19 protein-coding genes and 2 pseudogenes are annotated in these 21,736 nt (G+C 59.2%); 8 read left to right on the forward strand and 13 right to left on the reverse strand.

All coding sequences use genetic code 11. From position 1 onward, the window contains the following. Positions 1-26: 26 nt before the first annotated feature. A complete protein-coding gene (locus AB4N84_RS00365) occupies positions 27-956 on the forward strand; it encodes a MurR/RpiR family transcriptional regulator (RefSeq protein ID WP_460044762.1) in 930 nt (309 codons plus the stop codon). Between the two features lie 119 nt (positions 957-1,075). Here the strand turns inward: AB4N84_RS00365 and AB4N84_RS00370 are convergent, their stop codons facing one another. The 4 genes and pseudogenes from AB4N84_RS00370 to AB4N84_RS00385 all read right to left on the reverse strand — a co-directional run bounded on the left by AB4N84_RS00370 (position 1,076) and on the right by AB4N84_RS00385 (position 4,854). Beyond that, positions 1,076-1,948, reverse strand: a complete 873-nt coding sequence (locus AB4N84_RS00370; RefSeq protein WP_425262235.1) for a methyl-accepting chemotaxis protein — start codon at positions 1,946-1,948, stop codon at positions 1,076-1,078. Positions 1,949-1,981: 33 nt separating this feature from the next. After that, positions 1,982-3,010, reverse strand: a pseudogene (locus AB4N84_RS00375) (methyl-accepting chemotaxis protein); the annotation flags it as partial. Between the two features lie 606 nt (positions 3,011-3,616). Beyond that, positions 3,617-3,895 carry a DUF3509 domain-containing protein gene (locus tag AB4N84_RS00380; RefSeq protein ID WP_074754175.1) on the reverse strand — a complete coding sequence of 93 codons (279 nt, stop codon included), beginning with the start codon at positions 3,893-3,895 and terminating at the stop codon, positions 3,617-3,619. A gap of 179 nt (positions 3,896-4,074) precedes the next feature. Further along, positions 4,075-4,854: an SDR family NAD(P)-dependent oxidoreductase gene (locus tag AB4N84_RS00385; protein WP_460044763.1), complete on the reverse strand. Its 780-nt coding sequence runs from the start codon at positions 4,852-4,854 to the stop codon at positions 4,075-4,077. Between the two features lie 412 nt (positions 4,855-5,266). Between AB4N84_RS00385 and AB4N84_RS00390 the strand changes: the two genes are divergently transcribed. Further along, positions 5,267-5,902: a glutathione S-transferase family protein gene (locus AB4N84_RS00390; RefSeq protein WP_460044764.1), complete on the forward strand. Its 636-nt coding sequence runs from the start codon at positions 5,267-5,269 to the stop codon at positions 5,900-5,902. Between the two features lie 24 nt (positions 5,903-5,926). Then, complete coding sequence (locus AB4N84_RS00395) at positions 5,927-7,033, forward strand: alkene reductase (protein WP_460044766.1); 1,107 nt, start codon at positions 5,927-5,929, stop codon at positions 7,031-7,033. 285 nt (positions 7,034-7,318) lie between these two features. Here AB4N84_RS00395 and AB4N84_RS00400 read toward each other — a convergent pair whose 3' ends face one another. Then, positions 7,319-8,188, reverse strand: coding sequence for an NAD(P)-dependent oxidoreductase (locus AB4N84_RS00400; RefSeq protein ID WP_460044768.1), 870 nt, complete (start codon positions 8,186-8,188; stop codon positions 7,319-7,321). A 16-nt stretch (positions 8,189-8,204) separates the two neighbouring features. Further along, on the reverse strand, positions 8,205-8,831 hold the full coding sequence (locus tag AB4N84_RS00405; protein WP_460044769.1) for an RraA family protein: 627 nt from the start codon (positions 8,829-8,831) through the stop codon (positions 8,205-8,207). Positions 8,832-8,930: 99 nt separating this feature from the next. Here AB4N84_RS00405 and AB4N84_RS00410 point away from each other — a divergent pair, with 99 nt between their 5' ends. Then, positions 8,931-9,830 carry a LysR family transcriptional regulator gene (locus AB4N84_RS00410; protein ID WP_074754181.1) on the forward strand — a complete coding sequence of 300 codons (900 nt, stop codon included), beginning with the start codon at positions 8,931-8,933 and terminating at the stop codon, positions 9,828-9,830. Between the two features lie 200 nt (positions 9,831-10,030). On the opposite strand, the pseudogene AB4N84_RS00415 reads toward AB4N84_RS00410, so the two are convergent. Further along, positions 10,031-11,278, reverse strand: a pseudogene (locus AB4N84_RS00415) (MFS transporter); the annotation flags it as partial. A 133-nt stretch (positions 11,279-11,411) separates the two neighbouring features. Next, complete coding sequence (gene chrA / locus AB4N84_RS00420) at positions 11,412-12,773, reverse strand: chromate efflux transporter (RefSeq protein ID WP_460044770.1); 1,362 nt, start codon at positions 12,771-12,773, stop codon at positions 11,412-11,414. A gap of 593 nt (positions 12,774-13,366) precedes the next feature. Between chrA and AB4N84_RS00425 the strand changes: the two genes are divergently transcribed. The 3 genes from AB4N84_RS00425 (at position 13,367) to AB4N84_RS00435 (ending at position 15,134) form a co-directional block, all read left to right on the forward strand. Next, a complete protein-coding gene (locus AB4N84_RS00425) occupies positions 13,367-14,104 on the forward strand; it encodes a lipopolysaccharide kinase InaA family protein (protein ID WP_460044771.1) in 738 nt (245 codons plus the stop codon). A gap of 171 nt (positions 14,105-14,275) precedes the next feature. Further along, complete coding sequence (locus AB4N84_RS00430; protein ID WP_074754191.1) at positions 14,276-14,656, forward strand: hypothetical protein; 381 nt, start codon at positions 14,276-14,278, stop codon at positions 14,654-14,656. 133 nt (positions 14,657-14,789) lie between these two features. Then, positions 14,790-15,134 (forward strand): hypothetical protein, encoded by a 345-nt coding sequence (locus AB4N84_RS00435; protein ID WP_460044772.1) that lies wholly within the window; start codon positions 14,790-14,792, stop codon positions 15,132-15,134. Between the two features lie 19 nt (positions 15,135-15,153). Here the strand turns inward: AB4N84_RS00435 and AB4N84_RS00440 are convergent, their stop codons facing one another. From AB4N84_RS00440 to AB4N84_RS00455, 4 genes are all read right to left on the reverse strand, one after another. Further along, positions 15,154-15,657, reverse strand: coding sequence for a GNAT family N-acetyltransferase (locus tag AB4N84_RS00440; protein ID WP_074754195.1), 504 nt, complete (start codon positions 15,655-15,657; stop codon positions 15,154-15,156). A 100-nt stretch (positions 15,658-15,757) separates the two neighbouring features. Then, complete coding sequence (locus tag AB4N84_RS00445; protein ID WP_460044773.1) at positions 15,758-17,056, reverse strand: dicarboxylate/amino acid:cation symporter; 1,299 nt, start codon at positions 17,054-17,056, stop codon at positions 15,758-15,760. Positions 17,057-17,092: 36 nt separating this feature from the next. After that, positions 17,093-18,034: a D-2-hydroxyacid dehydrogenase gene (locus tag AB4N84_RS00450; protein WP_460044774.1), complete on the reverse strand. Its 942-nt coding sequence runs from the start codon at positions 18,032-18,034 to the stop codon at positions 17,093-17,095. Positions 18,035-18,114: 80 nt separating this feature from the next. Beyond that, positions 18,115-19,071 (reverse strand): hydroxymethylglutaryl-CoA lyase, encoded by a 957-nt coding sequence (locus AB4N84_RS00455; RefSeq protein ID WP_460044776.1) that lies wholly within the window; start codon positions 19,069-19,071, stop codon positions 18,115-18,117. A gap of 113 nt (positions 19,072-19,184) precedes the next feature. On the opposite strand from AB4N84_RS00455, the gene AB4N84_RS00460 reads away from it, so the two are divergent. Next, positions 19,185-20,093 carry a LysR family transcriptional regulator gene (locus AB4N84_RS00460; protein ID WP_460047189.1) on the forward strand — a complete coding sequence of 303 codons (909 nt, stop codon included), beginning with the start codon at positions 19,185-19,187 and terminating at the stop codon, positions 20,091-20,093. Positions 20,094-20,160: 67 nt separating this feature from the next. On the opposite strand, the gene AB4N84_RS00465 is transcribed toward AB4N84_RS00460, so the two are convergent. Beyond that, a complete protein-coding gene (locus AB4N84_RS00465) occupies positions 20,161-21,729 on the reverse strand; it encodes an alkaline phosphatase D family protein (protein WP_460044777.1) in 1,569 nt (522 codons plus the stop codon). Between the last annotated feature and the right edge of the window lie 7 nt (positions 21,730-21,736).

The raw sequence follows: 21,736 nt of genomic DNA on the forward strand, positions 1-21,736 counted from the left end.
AACTGATCGACAGGCCGGCCCAACCTATGCTCCAACCTTCCGCTCGCAATGCCACCGTTTATACAGCTCCCATCATGCGCAACCTCGCCGAGGCTGCGCCAGACCTGCAACCTTCGCTGCGCAAGGTGGCTGACTTTGTCCTGCGTCATCCACTCAAGGCCGCGACCCTGACGATTGAAGAACTGGCGCAGGAATCTCTGACTTCACCCGCAGCGGTCAATCGGCTGGCGCGGGCCATAGGCCTGAAGGGCTATACGCAATTAAAGGCGGAGCTGGTCGCGACCTTGCAGGACATGGTGTCCCCGGTGGACAAACTGCGTAATGAGATGGCGCAGCGGCCTTCGGGCGAATTTGGTTTGACCGAACAGATTCAAATCGCCACGAGCAACCTGAGCAGGACCGACGCAAACAATCCACCGGCGTTGTTCGACGCCTTCGTCAGTGCCCTGATTCAGGCGCGCAAGATTTACATCCTGGGCTTTGGCAACAGCGCGTACATGGCAGGGCTGGCGGCCTCAAACCTGATCCCTTTCATCGCTGATGCACAGGCCATCAGCATGGAAGGCGGCAACGAAAACGCAGCCTATCGGTTGGCCTCCATCACCCCCGACGACGTACTCCTGGCCATCTCACTGCCGCGCTACTCTCAGGACACCCTGCAATTAGCGCGATTTGCCAAAGAACGCGGCGCCTCGGTTCTGGCCATCACAGACTCGCCCGCATCACCTTTGGCCAATATTGCCCATCACATATTGTTCGCGGAAGCTAACCATCCTGTGCTGATCAGCTCAAATTCCGCAGTGCTGGCGCTGATAGAAGGATTGGTCGCCTCCGTCATGACGCGTAACAAGGAGGCGGTCAGACTGTCGGCGGAACTTACCGAGAGCGTGCTCTCCTACCTCCATGTGTCTGCAAAACCTACTCTGGGAAACAAGAGAAAACCGCTGGCCCGCTGACCCCTGGAGGACGGTTTACGCCGTTTTAATCCAATCGCGGTGGCAGATGCCCAAGCCAGCGGTGGCTCTCGACCACGGCGTTGTCGACGGGCACATTCTCCAAGCCCGGGCCATGGCGTTCAGATCTTGAAGTGCGATGTCATTTTTTGCAGATTGTGCCCAAGCGAAGCCAGCTCAATCGTCGCCGCAGCACTTTCCTCGCTCGCCACGGCAGACTGATCAGCCACGTCACGGACGCTCAGAATGCTGCGATTGATTTCATCGGCCACGGCGCTTTGTTGCTCGGCGGCAGCCGATATCTGCAGGCTCATTTCCTGAATGGTGCCGATGGAGTGGTTGATCTGGGTGATGGCCTGCTCGGCCTTGTGCGCCAATTCAACAGTGTCCAATGTGCGCTCGCGGCTCGAGACCATCAAGGTTGCCGCGGCTTGGGTACCTTGCTGCAACGCAAGAATCAGCGTTTCGATTTCCTTGGTAGAGTCCTGTGTACGCTGAGCCAGTGAACGCACTTCGTCGGCAACCACCGCAAATCCTCGACCTTGCTCGCCTGCCCTGGCGGCTTCGATCGCCGCATTCAACGCCAGCAGATTGGTTTGTTCGGCAACTGCCTTGATCACGTCAATGACTTTGCCAATTTGCTCGCTGTCCTGAGTCAATACGTTCATGGCGCCGCCCAGATCCTCGATCGCATGCGACAGCTCACTGATCTGGAGGGTGGCTTGCTTGACGACCGCGCCGCCGTGACGTGCCTGCTCTTCGGCCAGGGTTGCCGCGGCCGAGGCATCGGTGGTGTTGCGCGCGACCTCCTGAACCGTAGAGGCCATCTCGTGCATCGCGGTGGCCACCTGATCCACTTCGACTTTTTGCTGACGAACACCTGCGCTGGTCTGCTCGCTCATCGCCGACAGCTTTTCAGCAGACATCGAGATTTGAGTCACGCCCATGCCGATGCCCTGCACCAGCGTGTTCAGGTTTTGAGCCATGTCTTGCATCGCGTTTTGAAGGTCCCCCAGCTCATCGCGGCGCGATGACTTGGCCTGCACCGTGAGGTCACCTTTGGCGATACGCCGAGCCAGCTCGACGGTGAGTGCAAGCGGTGAGGTGATCTGTCGGGAAATAACGATCGAGGCAACCAGTCCTACCAGCAACGCGACCAAGGTCAAGATAGCAACCTGGATAAACGCGCTCTGCTGATCGGCACGCGCCAGGCTTTGCTGGGTGTCCATCAAGCCGGTCATGATTTTATCCATCGCATCGCTTTCCTGATCCACCTGCTGGCGCAGGCTTTGCTTTAGATCAAACAACGCAGCGACTTGAACCAGTACGTCGCGGTACTGACGCATGCCTGCTGCACTTTCCTCCAACTGAGAGGAAAGTGCAGCAGGCAGGCTGGCGCGGGCTTTGACGATGTCGTTCAAAAAAACGTCGGTTGTGTCGAGCAGCGCTGTTTTATTGGTCGCGTCAGGAACAGCGATGTAGCGACGCAAGACAAGACGAAACATCGTCATGCCATTGCGTAGGTCGGCCACCGTGCGCAGTTCGATAATGCGTTCGGCGCCTGGTTGTTCCAGAGCACTGGCCGTGGTGGTTTGAAGCAGTTGAGCGAAGGTGCTTACAAACTTGTCAGACAAGGCCCCTAGCGGTTTAAGCGCCCCGCTGGTGGATTGATCGGTCTCGACCAGGCGATTGACCTTTTGGTCGTAAGCAACCGTCCTGGCTTTCAACTGTGTAAGGGCTAGCTGATTCTCGGCACGTGTCAGCGAGAGCAAGGCCCTTGAGGTAAGCCCTTGCAGGGTACTGAGCTGGGTTCGGTATGCCTCAAGAGCCGCAGGGTCGGCGGACGCTTCGTACTGTTTCTCTGAAAGACGCACGTCCTGCGCGGCATCGTTGAGCGTACCAATCAGGCGTGTGGTATCCAAACGATCAACGAGAATGTTGTTACTGGTGTAACCGACGAAAGCAACCGCCAGCACTGCCAGCAACAGGGTGCCAAAACCGATCCCCAGCTTTCGGGAAACCCTTAAATTGTCTAGAAATCTCACTTGCTTTGCCATTTTTCAGCCTCAAACGCCAGCACGTATCAGTCCGTGAGGCACAACATGAATTTCGGCAACGACAGTTGCCATCAACGGGTTCGGGGGCGTCATCCAAGACGAGGTACAGGGTCAGTTTCAAAGTCGACCGGCGGAACAGAAGCCCCAGCCCAACACTTGGAAACAGAGTGTCTTGAGCGAGCTTTAAGGTTTCAGCACCTGCGGCCGGCGAGGATGCTATGGGCTTTGGAGAAAGTTGTACATTTATTTATTTCTGTATAACTTTTGAACTTTCTCGCAACCGATGAAGCACTTTGCCATCACGCAATGCCTCGCTTCTGTTACGCGCTTAAAGACTAGATTCAGGTTCGAAAGGATGATGCGGACGCTTAAACGGGCGCGTTCTTCAGGACAGGTGGTTCTGACGTCAAAACGGGATATGACAGGTGGGTTTGCGTCAAACGGCGGGCTGATGAGTCGTGTCGCGTAGGGCAAGGCCCCGGCGATGCAGCACGGTTCGCCCGATCCACCGTAGTGGGTCTACGGCAGTGAACCGGGTGATGACATGAAATAAAAAAGCCACGACGTCAATCGTGGCTGAAGGAGAGACGTGTCGAAGAGGGTGGGTTATCGCGATACGTAGGTGGGCATATCGAAGCGTTGCTGACTCTGAAGCGCCGCAATAGCAGGCAAATGTTCAGGCGACGCTGCCATGTCACGTCTGATAGAGCTGATTAACCACTCCATCTGCAGGGCATTGTGGAGTTGCATATGCGAGATGGCCCGGGTGATGGTGCCGCCGCTGCCATCTTTGATTTCAAATAAAACGCCGCCATCAGGCCGATTTCGGGTGCTGGTCTGAAAGCCTGCAAACGCGGAGCTCAGTCGATCGAAATGATTAGTCACAGTGGGATGCTCATGGCAGTTTGATGAATACAACTGATATCGCAGCAACTGTGCCAAATTCAGATAAAAATAAAGTCCTTTAAAATCATTAAGTTAAAGACGTTTATGGTCATTGCCATCGGGCTTTTTGCCTGATTTGCTTCTGGAGATCTTGCATAACGCTAGCGAGTGCGGACTTGCTAACGCGGGCTCTTGTTCTCGGTGAGACAGTTGCCACCGTCGACCACGAGCAACTCGCCGGTGATATAGCTGGACTCAGCAGACGCGAGGAAGGCAACGGCTGCGGCGACCTCATCCGGTCTACCCGCGCGCCCAACCGGAACATACTTCGCTGCGGCCAGTTCCTCCGGTGTACTGGACAGCGTAGCGATCCATCCCGGAGCAACCGCATTCACCGTGACGCCATAAGGCGCAACTTCCAGAGCCAGGCTCATGTTCATTCCCACCATGCCCGCTTTCGCTGCTGCATACGCGGCCTCGCCAGGATTACTGACACGGGTGCCGGTTGTGGAACTGATGTTAATGATGCGGCCATATCGTCGACGCTGCATGCCCGGCAACACTGAGCGGGTCAGCAAAAACGCGGTGGTCAGGTTGCGGGCAATCGAAGCGTTCCACACATCAAGACTCATGCTCGCCACTTCAGAGAACGCCTCGGGATCGCCCTGAATCGCCATGCCTGCGTTGTTCACGAGCACATCAACGCGTCCCCACAGCGATTCAGCCCAAGTGACCAGTTCAACGACCTGGGACTGATCTGTGAGATCGGCAGCGCGGCCTTCAACTTCATAACCCGCCGCGCTCAATTCCGCGACACGGTCATGGATCCGTGCACTACTGCCGGTGATGATCAGCTTTGCGCCAAGACCTCCAAGCCGCTTGGCGATGGCGAGACCAATTCCCCCCTCGCTGCCCGCCCCACTGACCAGCGCGACGTGGCCCCTCAAATCATTGAACATTATCCGCCCCTTCAGATGTACTGCTTGCGATACAGCGTAGACGCTGCCAGACCGAATCAATGCACGGAAGATGCTGAGGGACGGGAGTCGGCCAGACGCGAACGCTCTTCAAAACCACGCGAACGATCCACGCCGGGGGCCGCGGCGCCTTGAACAGCTCGGACCATCGACCTGCGTCGATACACAGCGGATTTTGGAAATGCCCGGGTTTGACCACTAACGTTCGGATCGAATGCCGCTGAGACACGCAACGCTCTTCACCATAGATGCGTTATTCCGCTTCGGAATGATTCATATCTCCAGCGTCTGTCTGCCGGAACTGACCTATCGCGCGCAGACTGGCTTCATCGCTTCTCAGATGACTTGAGACAGCGCTTTCTGTATCGGCTTACTTCAAATGAAGGTCCTCGACATGCTGCACGTCCACGCGTTCGCGACCCCTAATAGCGTCAAAGCTGTCATTGCCCTGGAAGAACTGGGCCTCGCTTATGAGCTGCTGCCCGTAAACATTCGTCAAGGCGAGCAAAGAAACGCGGATTTCATTGCGTTGAACCCTAACGGCAAAGTGCCGGTGTTGATCGATACGCAGACAGCCAACGGCACCATGGTTCTCAGCGAGTCTGCAGCAATACTCGTTTACCTGGCTGAACGTGCAGAGAAACTGCTGCCCACCAGCGGCGTGGAACGCGCACGGGTCTTTGAACAGCTTTTCTTCCACGCGTCGGGCTTAAGCCCGGCTTTCGGCCAGTCCGGCTTCTTCCTCAAATTGGCGGCTGAACCTAATCCAGTTGCCATTGCTCGCTATCACGGCGAGGCCAAACGCACGCTCGCGGTATTAGACGGTGTTTTAGCGCAGCACGAGTTCGTTGCTGGCAGTGAGTTCTCGATCGCGGATATTGCCCACTTCGGCTGGTTGTGGCGCAAAGAGTTTGCAGGGGTCGACTTCTCCAACAGCCCAAACGTTGAACGGTGGTATGCCGCTGTCAACGCTCGCCCTGCCGTGTTGCGTGCCATCGAGAAAGTTAACGCACTCATTCCACAAGTCTGATCCCTTTCTAACCGGAGTTTTTCCATGAGAACGCTAGAACTGTTTACTTCAACCTCAGTTGGTCCTTACCAACTGGAGCACCGTGTGGTGATGGCCCCCCTCACCCGCATGCGCTCCAGCGCCGGTGACGTGCCCAACGAAATGATGGCCGAGTACTACGCCCAACGGACCACCAAGGGTGGCCTGATCGTCTCCGAAGCGACCCCGGTTTCACCGTATGGGTACGGTTATGCCCATGCACCTGGCATACACACACAGGCCCAAGTCGAAGGTTGGCGAAAAGTGATCAAAGCCGTACATGACAAGGGCGGCTTGATCTTCCTGCAGTTGTGGCATGTGGGTCGTCAATCGCACTCACTGTTGCAGCCAGGTGGCATCGACCCTGTTGCGCCTTCGGCGATTCAGGCTGAAGGCGAGGCTTACGCTGAAAGCGGCCCAGTTGCATTTGGGATGCCTCGAGCCCTTGATATCGACGAAATCCCAGGCGTAATTGAAGAGTTTCGCAAGGGTGCCGCGCTGGCGCTCGAAGCTGGCTTCGACGGCGTCGAAATTCATGGAGCCAACGGCTACCTGCCCGATCAGTTCCTGCAAGACGGAACCAACAAGCGGACCGACGCATACGGCGGCCCGGTGGAAAATCGGGCACGTTTCATGTTGGAGATCACCCAGGCCGCTATTTCAGTTTGGGGCAAGGGGCGAGTGGCTGTAAGGCTGAGCCCGTCCAGCAGTTATGGCTCCATGCACGACAGCGATCCACAAGCGACCTTCGGTTACTTGGCCCAGCAGCTGGATACGCTTGGCCTTGCGTATCTGCACGTGGTTGAGCCACGCATCAAAGGCACCGAAACGGTGGATGCACATGCTGCGCCGGTAGCTGTCCAGTACCTGCGTACCTTGTTCAAAGGGCCGATCATTGCAGCAGGCGGCTTCGACCGCAAAAGCGCTGAGGCTATCGTTGCCGAGGGACATGCAGACATGGTGGCGTTCGGCAGGCACTTCATCTCCAACCCAGACTTACCACGCCGCTTACGTGAGGACTTGCCACTGAACGCCTACGACCGGAATTCATTTTACGGGGGTGACGAGCGTGGCTACACCGATTACCCATTCGCGGGTGTGTCTCAGAAATAATCCGGTAATCGGCAAGCAGAGAAGTGCATTTTCCAGCTGTGCACTTTGCTGCCAGGGCTCTCGCCCACCAGCGTCAGCCAGTGGCCAATTTCCATCCCTGCTGAGCGGCTGATTCGGGTCGGAAACGGACTGGATTCCTCTTCGTATCCAACCAGGATATCAGCGCAAAACCCCTGCTTTTTTTACGTGCCTCTGCCTGTGTGATCGCCTGTGCAAAGGGAGAGAGAGCCTGCCTGTGCTCCCTCCTGACGTGCAGCGGGCAAAAGCCCTTTCCCGCCCAGCGGATTAACGGCTTATTCCATTGGCCTTGAAAAGCCACTCGAATGCCTGCTCCAGCGTTGGCGCAGGCGCCTGCACGGGGGTAGCGCTGATCTGGTCGGTCGTACGCTGGAACAGGTCCCTGACGCCGGGGAGTACCGACACCGGCATGTCGGCGGCGCGCAGTTGGCGCTCAGCTTCTTCGATCTCTTTGAGGCGACGGGGCGCATGGACGACGTGGGTGCGAATAAGGGCGCCGAGGAAGTCGCGCAGGCTGGCCTGATCGATATCGCTCAAAGCGTCGTGGAGCTTGTCAGTCACACCCTGTTTTTCGGCGGCCATGAAGCACTCGATGGTCAGCGCTTCGAGACCTTTGGTGAACACGCTACGCAGGATTTTCAGCGCTGCTGCATCACCCGCTGCACCGTCTTCCACGGGTTTGAGCGGCGCCCCTGCCGACGCGAACAGCTCGATAGCTCGATCAAGCCCTACCCCTGCACCGAGCAAGTTGGTTTTCTCGTGGGTCAGGGCAATGGCGCCGAGGATAGCAACATCCACGTAGGCCACACCCAGTTGCGCCGCGTGGGACGCTGCGACACGGATCTGCGCCGGATCGGCGGTGGTCATGTCGATGAACAGCGCACTCTTTTGCAGACTGCCCAAGGCCTGTTCGGCGACCGCCAGGGAGACCGTCCCAAAGACGCAGGAGACGACCACATCGCAGGCTGGCACGACCTCGGCAATGGACGTGGAGACGTTCAGCCCCAGCTCTGCCGCAAACGCCTGGGCGCGAGGAGACGGTTTCAAATCGCACAGCACGATGTCATGCCCTGCGGCCGACCACGGCTGTGCATACGTGAGACCGACTTCACCCGCTCCGATAATTCCGATTTTCATTGTTCTGGTTTCCGCTTCAGTGGGCCGCATAAGCGCCTTTGTAAGTGCCGGCGGCGATTTGCTCCAGCATCTCTGCTTCTTTTTGCTCGGTGGCCAGGCAGCGCTGCAACAGGCTTTCTGCCTGGGCTGCGGGAAACGCGACGATGCCATCATGATCGCCCACGACGATGTCGCCCGGCGAGACCAGCATGCCGCCAATGCTGACCGGCACGTTGATTTCGCCGGGACCGTTTTTGTAGGGGCCGCGATGGAAGCCTGCGCGGGCAAACATCGGGAATGTTCCCCGGCCGATGGTCGCCAGGTCACGAATGGCGCCGTCCACCACAACTCCGGCCGCACCACGTTTTTCGGCGATTGCGGCCATGATGTCGCCCATCAACGCACGACTGACGTCGCCCCCGCCGTCGACTACAAGCACCTGGCCAGGGGTGAGAATTTCCAGCGCCTCATGAATCGCACGGTTATCGCCACAAGGGACTTTCACGGTCAGGGCAATGCCGGCCATGGTGCCTTCGATGCGGTGAAATGGCTTGAGCCGTGCGCCGGGGAGACGATCCAGGCAGTCGCTGATGATTGAGGTCGAGGTGCGGGTGAAGGCTGCCAACAAGGTGCTGACTTCCAACGTTGAGGCGATAGCGTTCATGGGTGTTCCTCAGATGGCTGATGTCTCTGAGAATAAAGGCGTCGCTAAATAGAAAAAGCGATATTATTGTATGAAAATACATTCCCATAAGGAATATAGGTGATCACGCTTCGACAACTCACCGCGCTTCACTGGATCGAACGTCTTGGAACATTCGAGCGTGCAGCCGAACATCTTCATACCACACAGTCCGCTATCTCCAAACGAGTGCAGGAACTGGAGTCGACAACGGGTCTGCAACTCTTCGACCGATCGCAGCGCGGCGCACGGCTGACCGCCGCTGGCGAAGAACTCCTGATCATTGCTCGTGAAATACTCAGTCTTGCCGATCGAATCACCTCATTGAAAGACGGTACTCAAGTCATCACCCGACGCTTGAGGCTAGGTGTGACCGAACTCACCGCGCTCACCTGGCTGCCACGGCTGATCGCGCGGCTGGTAAAGGACTTTCCGGGGCTGACCGTCGAGCCTGAGGTCGACATGAGTCGCACCCTCCACGAAAAGCTCATGGACGATCTGGTCGACCTCATCATCATCCCCGACACCTTCACGGCGCCCGAGGTGACGGCCGTGCCCCTAGCCATCGTGGAAAACGCCTGGATGGCAGCACCGGGGCTGATCGGGCATTCAGGCGTGGTGGGCCTGGCAGAGCTGGCCAAATACCCGGTGCTGGTGCAGGGCAAACGCTCGGGTTCCGGTCTGTTCGTCAACAAATGGCTGGGCGCGCTGGGCATCGACCTGCCCAAGACGCTGTCCTCCGACAGCCTCACGGCGATGCTCGGCCTGACCGCCGCCGGGTTGGGCGTGACCTATCTGCCGCTGGAATGCTTTCGTCCGCTGGTGGACGAAGGGAAGCTGACGATCATCAAGACCGACCCCGAATTGCCGCCGGTGCCGTACATGGCGATGTACCGAAATGACCGGCCCTCAGCGTTCGTCACTGAAGTGGCGTCTCGGGCCGTGGAGCTGTGCGATTTCTCGCGACAACTGCAGAGCTGACAAGGCGCACGGGCTGATGCCCGTGCGCCTTGTTCGATCAAGCAGATAGGGAGAATGGCAGGCAGTTTACCGGGCAGCTTGCTGCTCGCTGAGGTCAACGGGTTCATGAATGGTAAGCACGAACACCAGCGCCGCCAGTGAACAGGCACCCAAAAAAGGAACACTGCGGTCCAGCTATAGCTATCGAGCAGCATGCCAGTGATCAGCGGCGCCATCGCCCCGCCCGCCTGCCCTGCGCTGTTGACCAGCGAGGCAGCGACCGGGTACGTCGTGCGCGTGGTAACGCCCATCGAATACACCGAAAACGATGAGTAGCCGATGTTCAGCAAGAAACCGGTGCCAAACAGCAACAGGCTGACCGACAGCAGATCGTTGGGCGCGTAGACCAGCGCGACCATCATCAGGCACGTGGCCACGGCGCTGATCATCATGGTCGGTTTTCTGCGACGGTCCAGAACGGTGTCGGACAGCCAGCCCCCCACGATGTTGCCCAACACGCCGCCAGCAAACGGCAGCGAGGCGACGAAGCCGATCTGCATCAGTTCAAAGTGCTTCACCTCACCCAGGTACTTCGGCAGCCAGGCCAGCAGCACATTGACCACGCCGGTCATCAGCAAGTAGCCCAGCCCGCAGCCCCAGATATTCCACGACGCAAACACCGAGCGCGACGTGGCCAGTGGCGTCGTGTGTTTGTAACGCAGCAGTTTGTCCAGCGCGCCGAAGTTCTTGTGCACGCGTGCAACGCCCGTTTCGCTCTTGGTCTGATCCTCGATGTAGGTGGCTTCGGCCTCGTTGACCCGCTGCCCCGAACGTGGATCGTTGGGCACCAGCCACCACCAGATCAGCGCCATCAGAATTCCCGGGATGGCGAAGGCGAAGAACATCGTGCGCCAGCCATCGAACATGATCAGCGCAGCCCCAATGGGCGGGGCGATCACCGCCCCCATCTTCGCAGCCGACAGAAAAGCCCCGGTCGCCAGCCCCTTCTCGCGGGCCGGAAACCAGCGGTTGATGGTGCTGAGCATCGACAACGGCAGCGCCGCTTCGGCGATACCGAGGGCTGACCGGTAGATCTTGAGCAGCCCAAAGTTGTGCGCCGTGCCAATGAGCAGCGTGACAACCGACGTCAGGCCAATGGACACCGGCGCCACCAGACGCACGCCCACGCGGCTCAGCAAAAAGCCTGCGGGAATCTGCCCCAAGGAATAGAACAGGAAGAACGCGCTGACCAACAGCCCTGCCTGGGCGTTGGTTGCGCCGAACTCCTTCTGGATGTAGGGCAGCGCGATACCGATGTTGGCCCGGTCGGCGGCGGCCAGCATGTAGACAAGAACGATAACCGACAGGACTACCCAGCGATATTTTGACCTGGCCGTTTGCACGGCGGTCTCCGTGGTGGCGATTGCAGGCATGGCTCTCCCCCTTTTTATGTTTATTGGAGTGACCATGGTCGGGAATCAGCCATTGTAGAAAAAGCGATAAATTGGAAACCCCATTCATTCCTTAAGAGAATAATTGGACTAAGCGTCTCATCGATGCAGGGATAGCGCATAGCGCTAGACATCAAAATGACCGCGATCCTCAGTAACTTTGCCTCACCAGAAACACCACCATCCCAGCCATGCCACTGCCCATCAATACGGTAATGACCCCACGCTTGTATTTGAACAGCGCGATGGCGGCGGCCAACGCGATGATCACGCAGGCCCAGTCAACGCTTCCCGCCATGCCGGCCGGCCAGAACACGTGATACGCAAAGAACAGCGCAAGGTTCAGGATGACGCCGACAACAGCGGCCGTGATCCCGGTGAGTGGAGCCGTAAACCGGACAGCGTTCTGGGTGGACTCCATCAGCGGCCCGCCTGCCAGGATGAACAGGAACGACGGCAGAAACGTAAACCAGGTGACCAGTGATGCCGCGACGGCGCCTGCCAGGAACGCGTGATTCGGGCCGAATACCTGCAGCACGTACGCACCGATGAACCCGACGAAGGCCACCACCATGATCAGCGGTCCAGGCGTTGACTCCCCTAAGGCCAGACCGTCGATCATTTGTGTGGGTGTGAGCCATCCGTAGTGACCGACCGCACCCTGGTACACATAGGGCAGAACGGCGTAGGCGCCTCCGAACGTCAACAGCGCGGCCTTGGTGAAGAACCAGCCCATCTGCGTCAGCGTGGCATCCCAGCCCAACAGCAGCGTCAGCAACCCCATGGGCAGCACCCACAACGTCAGGCCGACTGCGGCGATCACGGCAAGCGTCGGCCAACTGAAACGGGCATGCTCGGGTGAAGGCGTGTCGTCATCAATCAGGGCGGGGCCGTAGGATTTATTCACGGCGTGATGGTTTGCGGTGTCGAACCTGTCGGGCGCAAACCGTCCTCCCAGATAGCCGATCACGGCGGCCCCCAGCACGATCAGGGGAAACGGGACGTTAAATGCAAAGATGGCGACGAACGATGCCGCAGCAATTCCCCACAGCCCGGTGTTTTTGAGCGTTCGCGATCCAATCCTGTGGGCCGCCTGAACGACGATTGCGGTCACGGCGGGTTTGATCCCGTAGAAAATACCGGCCACCCAGGGAACCTCACCGAACGCGATGTACATCCAGGACAGGGCGATCAGTACGAAGAGTGAGGGCAATACGAAGAGCACGCCTGCGATTACGCCACCTCGGGTGCGATGCATCAGCCATCCAATGTACGTCGCCAGTTGCTGTGCTTCCGGGCCGGGAAGCAGCATGCAGTAGTTGAGTGCGTGCAAAAACCGCCGCTCGGAGATCCAGCGACGGCGTTCCACCAACTCCTGGTGCATGATCGAAATCTGGCCCGCCGGGCCACCGAAACTGATGAAGCCCAGTTTCAGCCAGAACCAGAAGGCCTCGCGCAGGCTGACTTTCTTGGGAGCAGCAGCCTCAGTGTGATCCGTGGTCCACTCACTCATGGGCGGCTTCTTTTTTGACGTCTGCGCTTATGAGCCAGCCAGGGAGAGGTTCGGTTGAACCCGGCGTGCCAGGAAGCCCCATCACCTGTGCGATCCATTTGTTCATGTCGCGATCACCACCCCAATCCAGAGGCAGTTACGATATAGCGCTTGTGGACGTTTGCAAGGTGCGCTCCCCGGCCTTCAGCTGATCGCGTCCGAACTCAGTACCGCTGGCTCTCGGCGGGAAGCAATCGCGTTTCATTGAGGGCGCGCACTCAAACCGGCGGCGCCTGCCACCGCGGCAGAATTTGTCGCAACCGACCCTCCGGCACCGCCTTAGCGACGATCCCCTCGGCTAGCAACGTCATTCCCGAATCCAGATATCGCGTCACTCTCCAATCTCGTTAGTTCAACGGTATTGATCCTTTAGTTGATCTAAGAGATTGCCTGTCATATCCGCCATAACGCCGGATAAATCGTTACGACAGCACTACGCATCGACCAGCGGTGCGCGCGATAACCCACTTTCCCGTCAGACTGGTGTGAAACTTGCGAAGGATCACGCTTTATCGCTGAGTGTTGAGCTTAGTGATTCGCGAACAGGAGCAGCGATGCTGGCACAACACGAAAAGAACTTTGACTACTGGTGGAATACTTCAGGACCGTGGGTTGAAGAGCCTAATGTCCGCAGAAGCGGAACCAGCGGCGTACAGCGCGTCATGCATGACGGGAAACTGGTCTATGTAAAGCGCCAGACCGGGCACCTGTCCCGCAGCATCCGCTATCCCTTCGGGCGGCCCACGGTCATGCGCGAAGGCAAGGCACTGTCGAAGTTATTGCAACTTGGCGTCACAGCGCCTTCTCCTATTTTTTACGGCGCGCAGAAAGTGGATGGCATTTGGCGCGGGATTCTGGTGACCAAGGATCTAGGCGGCTTTCAAGATCTGGACACATGGTATTCGGAGGGTGGCCGGACTCGACTCACCGAAGACGAGCACCTGAAAATCCTGGATCAACTGGCCCAGCTTTTATCCCGCATGCACCTGGCCCGTTGGCAACATGGCTGCATGCGTTCGAAGCATATTTTCATCAGGGTCAGGAACGGCAACGCTGGCCATGAATTCGACCTTGCACTGCTGGACCTTGAGAAATCCCACGGGCGACTCACGGCCCTGGGCGCCGCGCGGCACGACATTCCCCAACTCAGGCGCCACTCTTTCTGGAGCGAGTCGGAGTGGCAGGCCCTCATGTCGCGCTATGAATCGAGTCTGGGTAAAACGATCGCCCGGTCCAGCCGGCAGCATCGTCTGGGCCAAAAGCGACCGCATCCCGCAGAGCGAAACGTCTAGGCCGGAGGGGATGTAAGTCCGGACGTCTCTCACAGGTGCAGCAAGTAGGGCGATGTAAAACGAAAATCCTGACCCTTTACTCAACGTTTACCGAGTCTGGACGTTCGTTTACACGCAATGGGTGTTTCATAGATCCATGGCGAACCCAAACACATCGCCTGAGGAGACACCATGTTTTCGAAGATGACCCAAGCCTTGATCCTGTCCGGTTGCCTGGTCGCTGGGGGTGCAGCATCCGCCGGTGAACGCAACGTGATAGTGCCCGTCATCGCCGGGGCCGCCGTGGGTGCCGTATTGGCCACCGCGCTCAGCAATTCGGGCCATGATCACTACCGCCCTCAGTACCCGCAATACCGACCGCAGCCGCGTTATCAACCGCAGTACCAGTACCAGCCGGTAGCGTATGTGCCGGTGGCCACTCGGGTTGAATACCGCCGCTTCGCCCCGCCACCGCCTCACGGCTATTACCACGGTGGCTATGATCGCCGGGGCTGGGATAACCGAGGCCACGATCGAGGTTACGACCATGGCCGTGGCGACGGTCGCTGGTAAATCGCTGTAGACAAAAAGGCCGCCGTCATCACTGACGGCGGTTTTTTGCATGGTATCGGTCTACCCTGACTGTGCAACGAGGTTGCAGCGCCAAGCTGCGCCCACACTCGACGCTGTTGTTCAGGGGGTCTCCATGCACCGACTTTGGCAACGTTATCTGGTGTTACTCGACAAGGATCTCAGCCCCAAAATATTCGACAACTTTAAAAACATGGTGCTGTGTGCCCTGTTGCTTGCAGCGGGCACGGATGCTCTACGCAAGGGGCATTCGTTGTTCATGAGTCCCGTGGACTCCAGCACCACCGGCTGGGGCCTGATCGCGATCGCCGCGATCCTGATGGTGCTGAACCTCAGCGACGGTATTCGCCGGTTGGCCCGTCTGCGGTATCACATCGTCTGGCAGATCATGATCGTCGTCCTGTACGTGTTTATCTCGGAACGCGTGGTGGAATTGGTATGGAACTACCGGGCCGAGTAATAAAGCGCTGACCGAGGCATCAGATCGCACGAACGAACCGGCGCTCAGCGGCCACCGCGTCGCTTTTCAAAGGGGGCTCTGGCAGAAACCCGCAGCGCTCCAGGACCTTTGTTGAACCCGCATTCTCCGGGAACACGTACGCCACCAGTTGCGTCAGCGCCCAGCGCGTCTGTGCCTGCCCGATCAGGTGTTCCAGCGCATGGGTCGCCAGTCCCTGGCCGCAGGCGCTTTGCGCGATCCGATAGCCGACTTCTGCAAGGCGTGCAGTCGTGTCGATACCTTTCAAGTTGGCGCGGCCGACGATTCTTCCCGATGAGTCCTCGATCACGAAAGGATGCCAGACACCTCGCGCAAAATCGGACAGATACCCGTCGATGTGCTCGGTAACGCCCTCCACTGAGTAGAACGAAGGCGCGCGGGCATCGATGTGGGACTCGAACCACGCGCGGTTCTGCGTTTCGAATGCCAGCAGTGCTTCGATATCGGTGCGGAGCAGTTCGCGAACACTGAATGACTCCCTCAAACCCCTCTCCTTTTTTCATCGGTGCATGGCGGCGCAGGTCGGATGCGCTGCCGGCATAGTGCCCGAGAATCGCCTTTCAGTGCACCCGCGTCCGGCAGGCTCAGCCCAGTTCACGCTGCAGTTGCTCGCGGTCCAGCGCGCCGTCCCACCGCGCGACGAACAAGGTTGCCACACCGTTGCCGATCACATTGATCAGCGCACCACCTTCCGAGATGAAACGGTAGACCCCCAACACCAGCACCAGCCCGGCAGCGGGAATCACATCGACGGAGGCCAGTGTCGCCGCCAGGGTAATGAACGCGCCGCCCGTCACGCTGGCCGCGCCCTTGGAGGTCAGCAGCAGAATCAGCAACAGCGTCACCTGGTGGTACAGCGAGACATCAATGTCCAGCGCCTGGGCGATGAACATCGCCAGCACGGTCATGTTGATGCAACTGCCGTCCAGGTTGAAGCAATAGCCCGACGGCACGACCAGGCCGACGGTGGATTTCTCGCAGCCCAGCTTCTCAAGCTTGTCCATCAAGCGCGGCAGCGCCGATTCCGATGATGAGGTGCCGAGTACCAGCACGAGTTCTTCACGAATGTACTTGAGGAATTTCCACAGACTGAAACCCGCCAGCCACGCGACGATGTTCAACACCACAAACACGAACACCAACGCAGTCAGGTAATAACACACCAGCAGGTTGGCGTAGGCGCCCAAGGACTGAACGCCGTACTTGCCGACCGTGAACGCCATGCCGCCGAATGCGCCGAGCGGCGCGACATACATCACGATCTTCAGCATGCGGAAGAACGCCTTGGCCACCAGGTCAATGATCGCCAACAGCGGTTTGCCTGCCTCGCCCAGCAATTGGAGGCCAAAGGCGAAGAGCACCGAAATGAACAGCACCTGCAGGATCTCGCCTTCAGCGAAGGCACCGAACACCGTGCCCGGCACGATGTGCGTCAAGAAGCCCACCACGCTCTGGTCATGGGCGGCCTTGGCGTAGCCTGCGATCGCCGATGAGTCGAGCGACGCGGGGTCGATGTGCATGCCTGCCCCAGGCTTGAGCACGTTGACGCCAATCAACCCGATGACCAGCGCGATCGTGGTCAGCACCTCGAAATAGATCAGCGATTTGAACCCGATACGGCCGATGCGCTTGAGGCTCTGCATGCTGGCAATGCCGCTGACGACGGTGCAGAAGATGATCGGCGCAATGAGCATCTTGATGAGTTTGATGAAGGTGTCGCCCAACGGCTTCATCTGCTCGCCGAGCGCGGGACTGAAATGCCCGAGCACGATGCCCAGCAGAATGGCCGCGAGCACCTGAACGTACAGGTGATGATAGAACGGCTTGCGGCGCGGCGAGTGCACGGCGGCGGTATCGATCGTAGAGCTGATTGTTTTTGTCATGGCTCTGCCTTATGAGGTTGTTCAGGGGAATGCGGTTCAGGTCACCACGTTGATGGGCGCACCGGCGGCGAAGGCGGCGATGTTGGCGGTCAGTACTGTTTTCAAACGCGCCACGCTGCTCTGGCTGGCCCAGGCCACGTGCGGCGTGACGATAAGGTTGGGGTGCGTACAGTGCAGCAACGGATGGTCGGCCTGCGGGGGTTCTGCATAGAGCACGTCCAGCGCCGCGCCGCCCAGTCGACCATTGGCAAGACCGGCCAGCACCGCGTTTTCGTCCACCAACGGACCGCGGGCGGTGTTGATGAGCAGCGCGCCAGGTTTCATGCGGGCGATTTGCGCCGCGCCGATCAGGTATCGGGTGTGCGACGTCAGCGGGCAGTGAAGGGTCAGTGCGTCGGCCTTCGCGAGCACGTCATCGAACGCGGTGTAGCCCTCACGCACGCGCGAAACACCGCGATGCTCTGCAAACAGGACATTGATCTCCAGCGCGCGGGCAAGGCGTGCCACACGACTGCCGATGTCACCCCGACCCACGATGCCCAGCGTTGATCCCTGAAGGTCCTGGATCGGCGCCCCATGCACACAGAAATGCGAAGACGCCGGCCATTCGGTTGCAGCGGCGGCGCGATACGCCATCAGATGACGGCGCAGCGCGAACAGTGACGCGATGACCGACTCGGCGACGCTGACGGCGCTGTAAGCCGGTACGTTGCAGACCGTCACGCCCTGATCGCGGCACGCGGCGATGTCGACACAGTCGTAACCGGTCGCCGCCACGCAGATGAGCTTGAGCCTCGGAAGATGCGCCAGCGCTGCACGGTCGATCCGGACTTTGTTGGTGATCGCGACGTCGGCCAGCGCCAGGGCATCGAGGACCTGGTCCAGGGGTGTTGTTTCACGCACCGTCCATTCACGGGCTTCGGGCGGACGCGCCAAGGGAGACGGCAGGCTTGCGCCGTCGAGAAAAACGATGTTCATGGCAAGTGCTCTTTTGTGACGTTGTGACGTTGTGAGTGGGTGCTGCGATCCGGAGAACTCCGAAGCGCAGCGGGTCTGCGTCAACCCCGCTCAGCGTTGGCGACCTGTTTGCTCAGCGTGTGAACGTGCTCGGGCACGGGATGCAGGTCCAGTCGGCGACCGGCTTTGAGCACCTGACCGGGGGTGTCGTGGCCGATCAACCCCGGCAACCGCGCCGACGCCGCCAGCACGCGCTCAAGGTCCATTCCGGTCTGATACCCCATGAGGTCGAGCATGTGCACAAGATCTTCCATGCACACGTTGCCGCTGGCGCCGGGCGCATACGGACACCCGCCCAGCCCACCGAGCGAAGCGTCAAAACGATCGACACCGGCCTGCAGTGCGCCCAGCGTGTTGGCCAGCGCCATGCCGCGGGTGTTGTGGAAATGCAGGGTCAGCTGCAAGTGAGGAAAACGTTCTCGGACCTGCTGTGAAAGCGCCTGAACCTGCGAGGGATAGGCCATGCCGGTCGTATCGCACAACGTCACACCGCGTACGCCCAGCGCGGCAAAACGATCAATCCAGGCGAGCACCTCATCGGCCGACACCTCGCCTTGCATCGGGCAACCAAAGACAGTTGAGAGCGATACGTTGACCGCAACCGGCCCCTGCCCTATTACCCCGATGACATCGGTCAGCTGGGCGAACGACTGCTCACGCGTCATGCGCAGATTGGAGCGGTTGTGCGGTTCGCTGACCGACATCACCAGATTCGCCTCATCGATCCCGCACCCCAATGCGCGTTCGGCACCGCGGACATTGGGCACCAGCACCGTGTACTCGACCCCTGGCCGGCGGGTGATGCCGGCCATGACGGCCTCAGCGTCGCGCAGCGCGGGAATCGCCTTGGGCGAGGTGAAAGAGGTCACCTCGATCTTGGCGTAACCGCACTCGCTCAGCGCATCAATGAGGGCGATCTTGTCGCCGGTTTCGATAAAGGTTTTTTCGTTCTGGAAACCGTCGCGTGTCGCCACTTCCTGCATGAACAGACGTTTCATTCTGGCTGCCTCTCCTGGGCCTTGTCTTGGCTGGATGATCGGCGCAAACCCGAGCGATGAGAATTTCAAAGATTTCCATTATGCTTTCCGAAACGGAAACACTGGGTGTACCCATGCATAACGTGCTTCAACTGGATCTGGTGTCCCTGCGCCTGCTGGTGCTGGCGGCGGAAAGCGAAAACCTCACCAAGGCTGCGGACAGTGCTCACCTCACCGTGTCGGCCGCCAGCAAGCGCCTGGCAGAGCTGGAGCGCATCACCGACTGCACCCTGTTCGTAAGGCTTCCAAGGGGCCTGCAACTGACGCCGGCCGGACGGGGGCTGGCTGAACACGCGCGCCATATTCTGGAAAGCGCGCAGCGTATGGCCCATGACGCCAGTGATTTTTCCAACGGCGTACGCGGCCACGTAAGGTTGTTCGCCAACACCTCGGCGGTCATCCAGTTCTTGCCCAAGGACCTCAATACTTTCCTTTCAGCCAACCCACACGTACGCATCGGCATGGAAGAAGCACTGAGCGAGATGACCATTCAGGCCGTGGAAGACGGTCGGGCCGACATCGGGATCTTCGCCGACAACGTCCCCGCCCCTAATCTGGACCTGCGGCCTTACCGGCGGGACCGGCTGGTGGTGCTGGTGCCTCGCGATCATCCCTTGGCGCAGCGGTCGTCCGTGCAGTTTACCGAGACGCTGGACTGTGACTACGTGGCATTGAATCAGGGGAGTTCGCTGCTCAAGCGCATCAGCGACGCGGCCCACAGCGCGGGGAAAGGGCTGAAGGTTCGCATCCAGGTCAGCAGCTTCGACGGTATCTGCCGGATGATCGACGCCGGTCTCGGTATCGGAATTCTGCCGCTGGGTTCAGTGCAGCCCGCCCTGCTGGAAAGCACGCTGACCGCGATCCCGCTGCAAGACCCATGGGCCGCGCGCACGCTGTTCGTCGGCGTGGCGTCGGGAGCACGCCTGTCTCCCGAAGCCGCGAACCTGTTCGCTTTTCTGACCAGCCTGGAGGACGAAGCCTGACCGGCGCCTTGAGGGGCCTCAACCTGTCAGCCACTCAAGCGCACACCCGAGTTCAGGGAAGGACCGCTCAGGGGCCCGCTTTCACGACCGGATCAATGACCTGAGTGACCAGATGGTCCAGACCTTCCACGTGCCAATTGATCCAGAGCCGCGCGCGGGGATCGTTTTCGTCCGGCTCGATCGCCATCCAGTTCCTCGCAGGAATCAGGTACCGTCCTCGGGTGCCGATCGGCAGCATCGTCCCGGTGATTTTGTAATCGATCTGCTCCTGCCCGGCCCCAAGCGATTCCAGAAAATAGACCGCGAGCGCGGGTGGCGACGGGTGCACGACACCGGTCGAAATCAGCTGTTTGATCACACCCGCTCCGCCGACCGAATGTTGCTGAAGGGTCGACTCGATCGCGCACACGCCGGCGACGTGAACGTCACCCGACACCAAGGTCACCTTGCAGCCGTTTGTTGAACTCGCATAGTCAAGCAGGCGCATGATCAGACGCTTTCTTTCGTCCCGGTGTGGAAGGCTGCGCCAGTGATCGCGCAGGTCATCTTCAAGTTCCTGTTGGCCGGGCAGCAGGTCAAGCGCCTTCTCAGCGGCCTGCAGATCGAGATACCCCACCGGGATGCTGCTCATCACCAGCAGATGCCGGTGCCCTTCAACCTTGTCCAGCCAGGCGAAAATGGCGTCCCAACTCTTCGCGGAAATAATCTGGGTGGGCGTGAAGTCGCCCCGTTTGAAATCGGGATGGCGTTCCGTTCGCAGGTCCGGGACCAGAATCGAGAGACCGCCCAGGCCGGTGAACCCCATGTGAAAACCGTCCTCGATGCCTGTGATCTGGCAAGGGTGTACGTCAGGGGACGGTTTGGCTGCCGGTTGGGTGATCAACTGTTGCTGGAAAATCCGGAAGTACAGCCTGGCGGTTCGAAACAGCCCTTGAAAAACAGGGCATAGATGCAAGTCTTCATCGTAAGAACCCCAGCCATCCACGATGTCATGGTCGTCCCACATCATGATCGACGGAATGGACGCAAACATCCGGGCAGGCTCAGTTTGCTTCCAGCGCTCCATGTAGAGCATGGTGAAGAACGTGTCGAGGTCCGACTCGATAACTTTGGTGAACGTCGCCGCGATGCGGCCAGCCATGCTTTTGGCAAACCAGTCCTTCATGGACTTCACAAGGCCACGCATTTCATCGCTGTAGACCTGATCGCCACCCATCAACAGGAGGTGATAGGGCTTGCGCGCATGCGCTGCGGCCATGTCGTCCCAGCGATCGTTTTTCTTGTCGACCTTGTCCATCAGCTTCGGGTCCGAAAACCCGTTGCACGAGGCATACGCCATACGCGGCGCCTGGCCCCTGGCGGGCACTTCAAAGGAGGCCGGCTGGTCGTCAATGCTCAGGTTAAAGGTCTTTTTACTGTCGCCTTGAGCCGCCTTCAAATCGATACGCCACACCCGGTATTGCGGTTTCAGCAGCGGGATGTCTGCCAATGGCACCGGCTTGCCAGCCGTAAGGCCCGCATCCTTCCTAACCTTCGGCGAGGGGCTGTCGAGAGGCGTGACAACCAAGGCGGACACGTTGTAATCAGGGTCGGAACAACCACGAAACTGAAGCACAGGACCGAGTAACACACTCATACATTTC

The sequence above is a fragment of the Pseudomonas sp. S2_H01 genome, assembly GCF_054668305.1.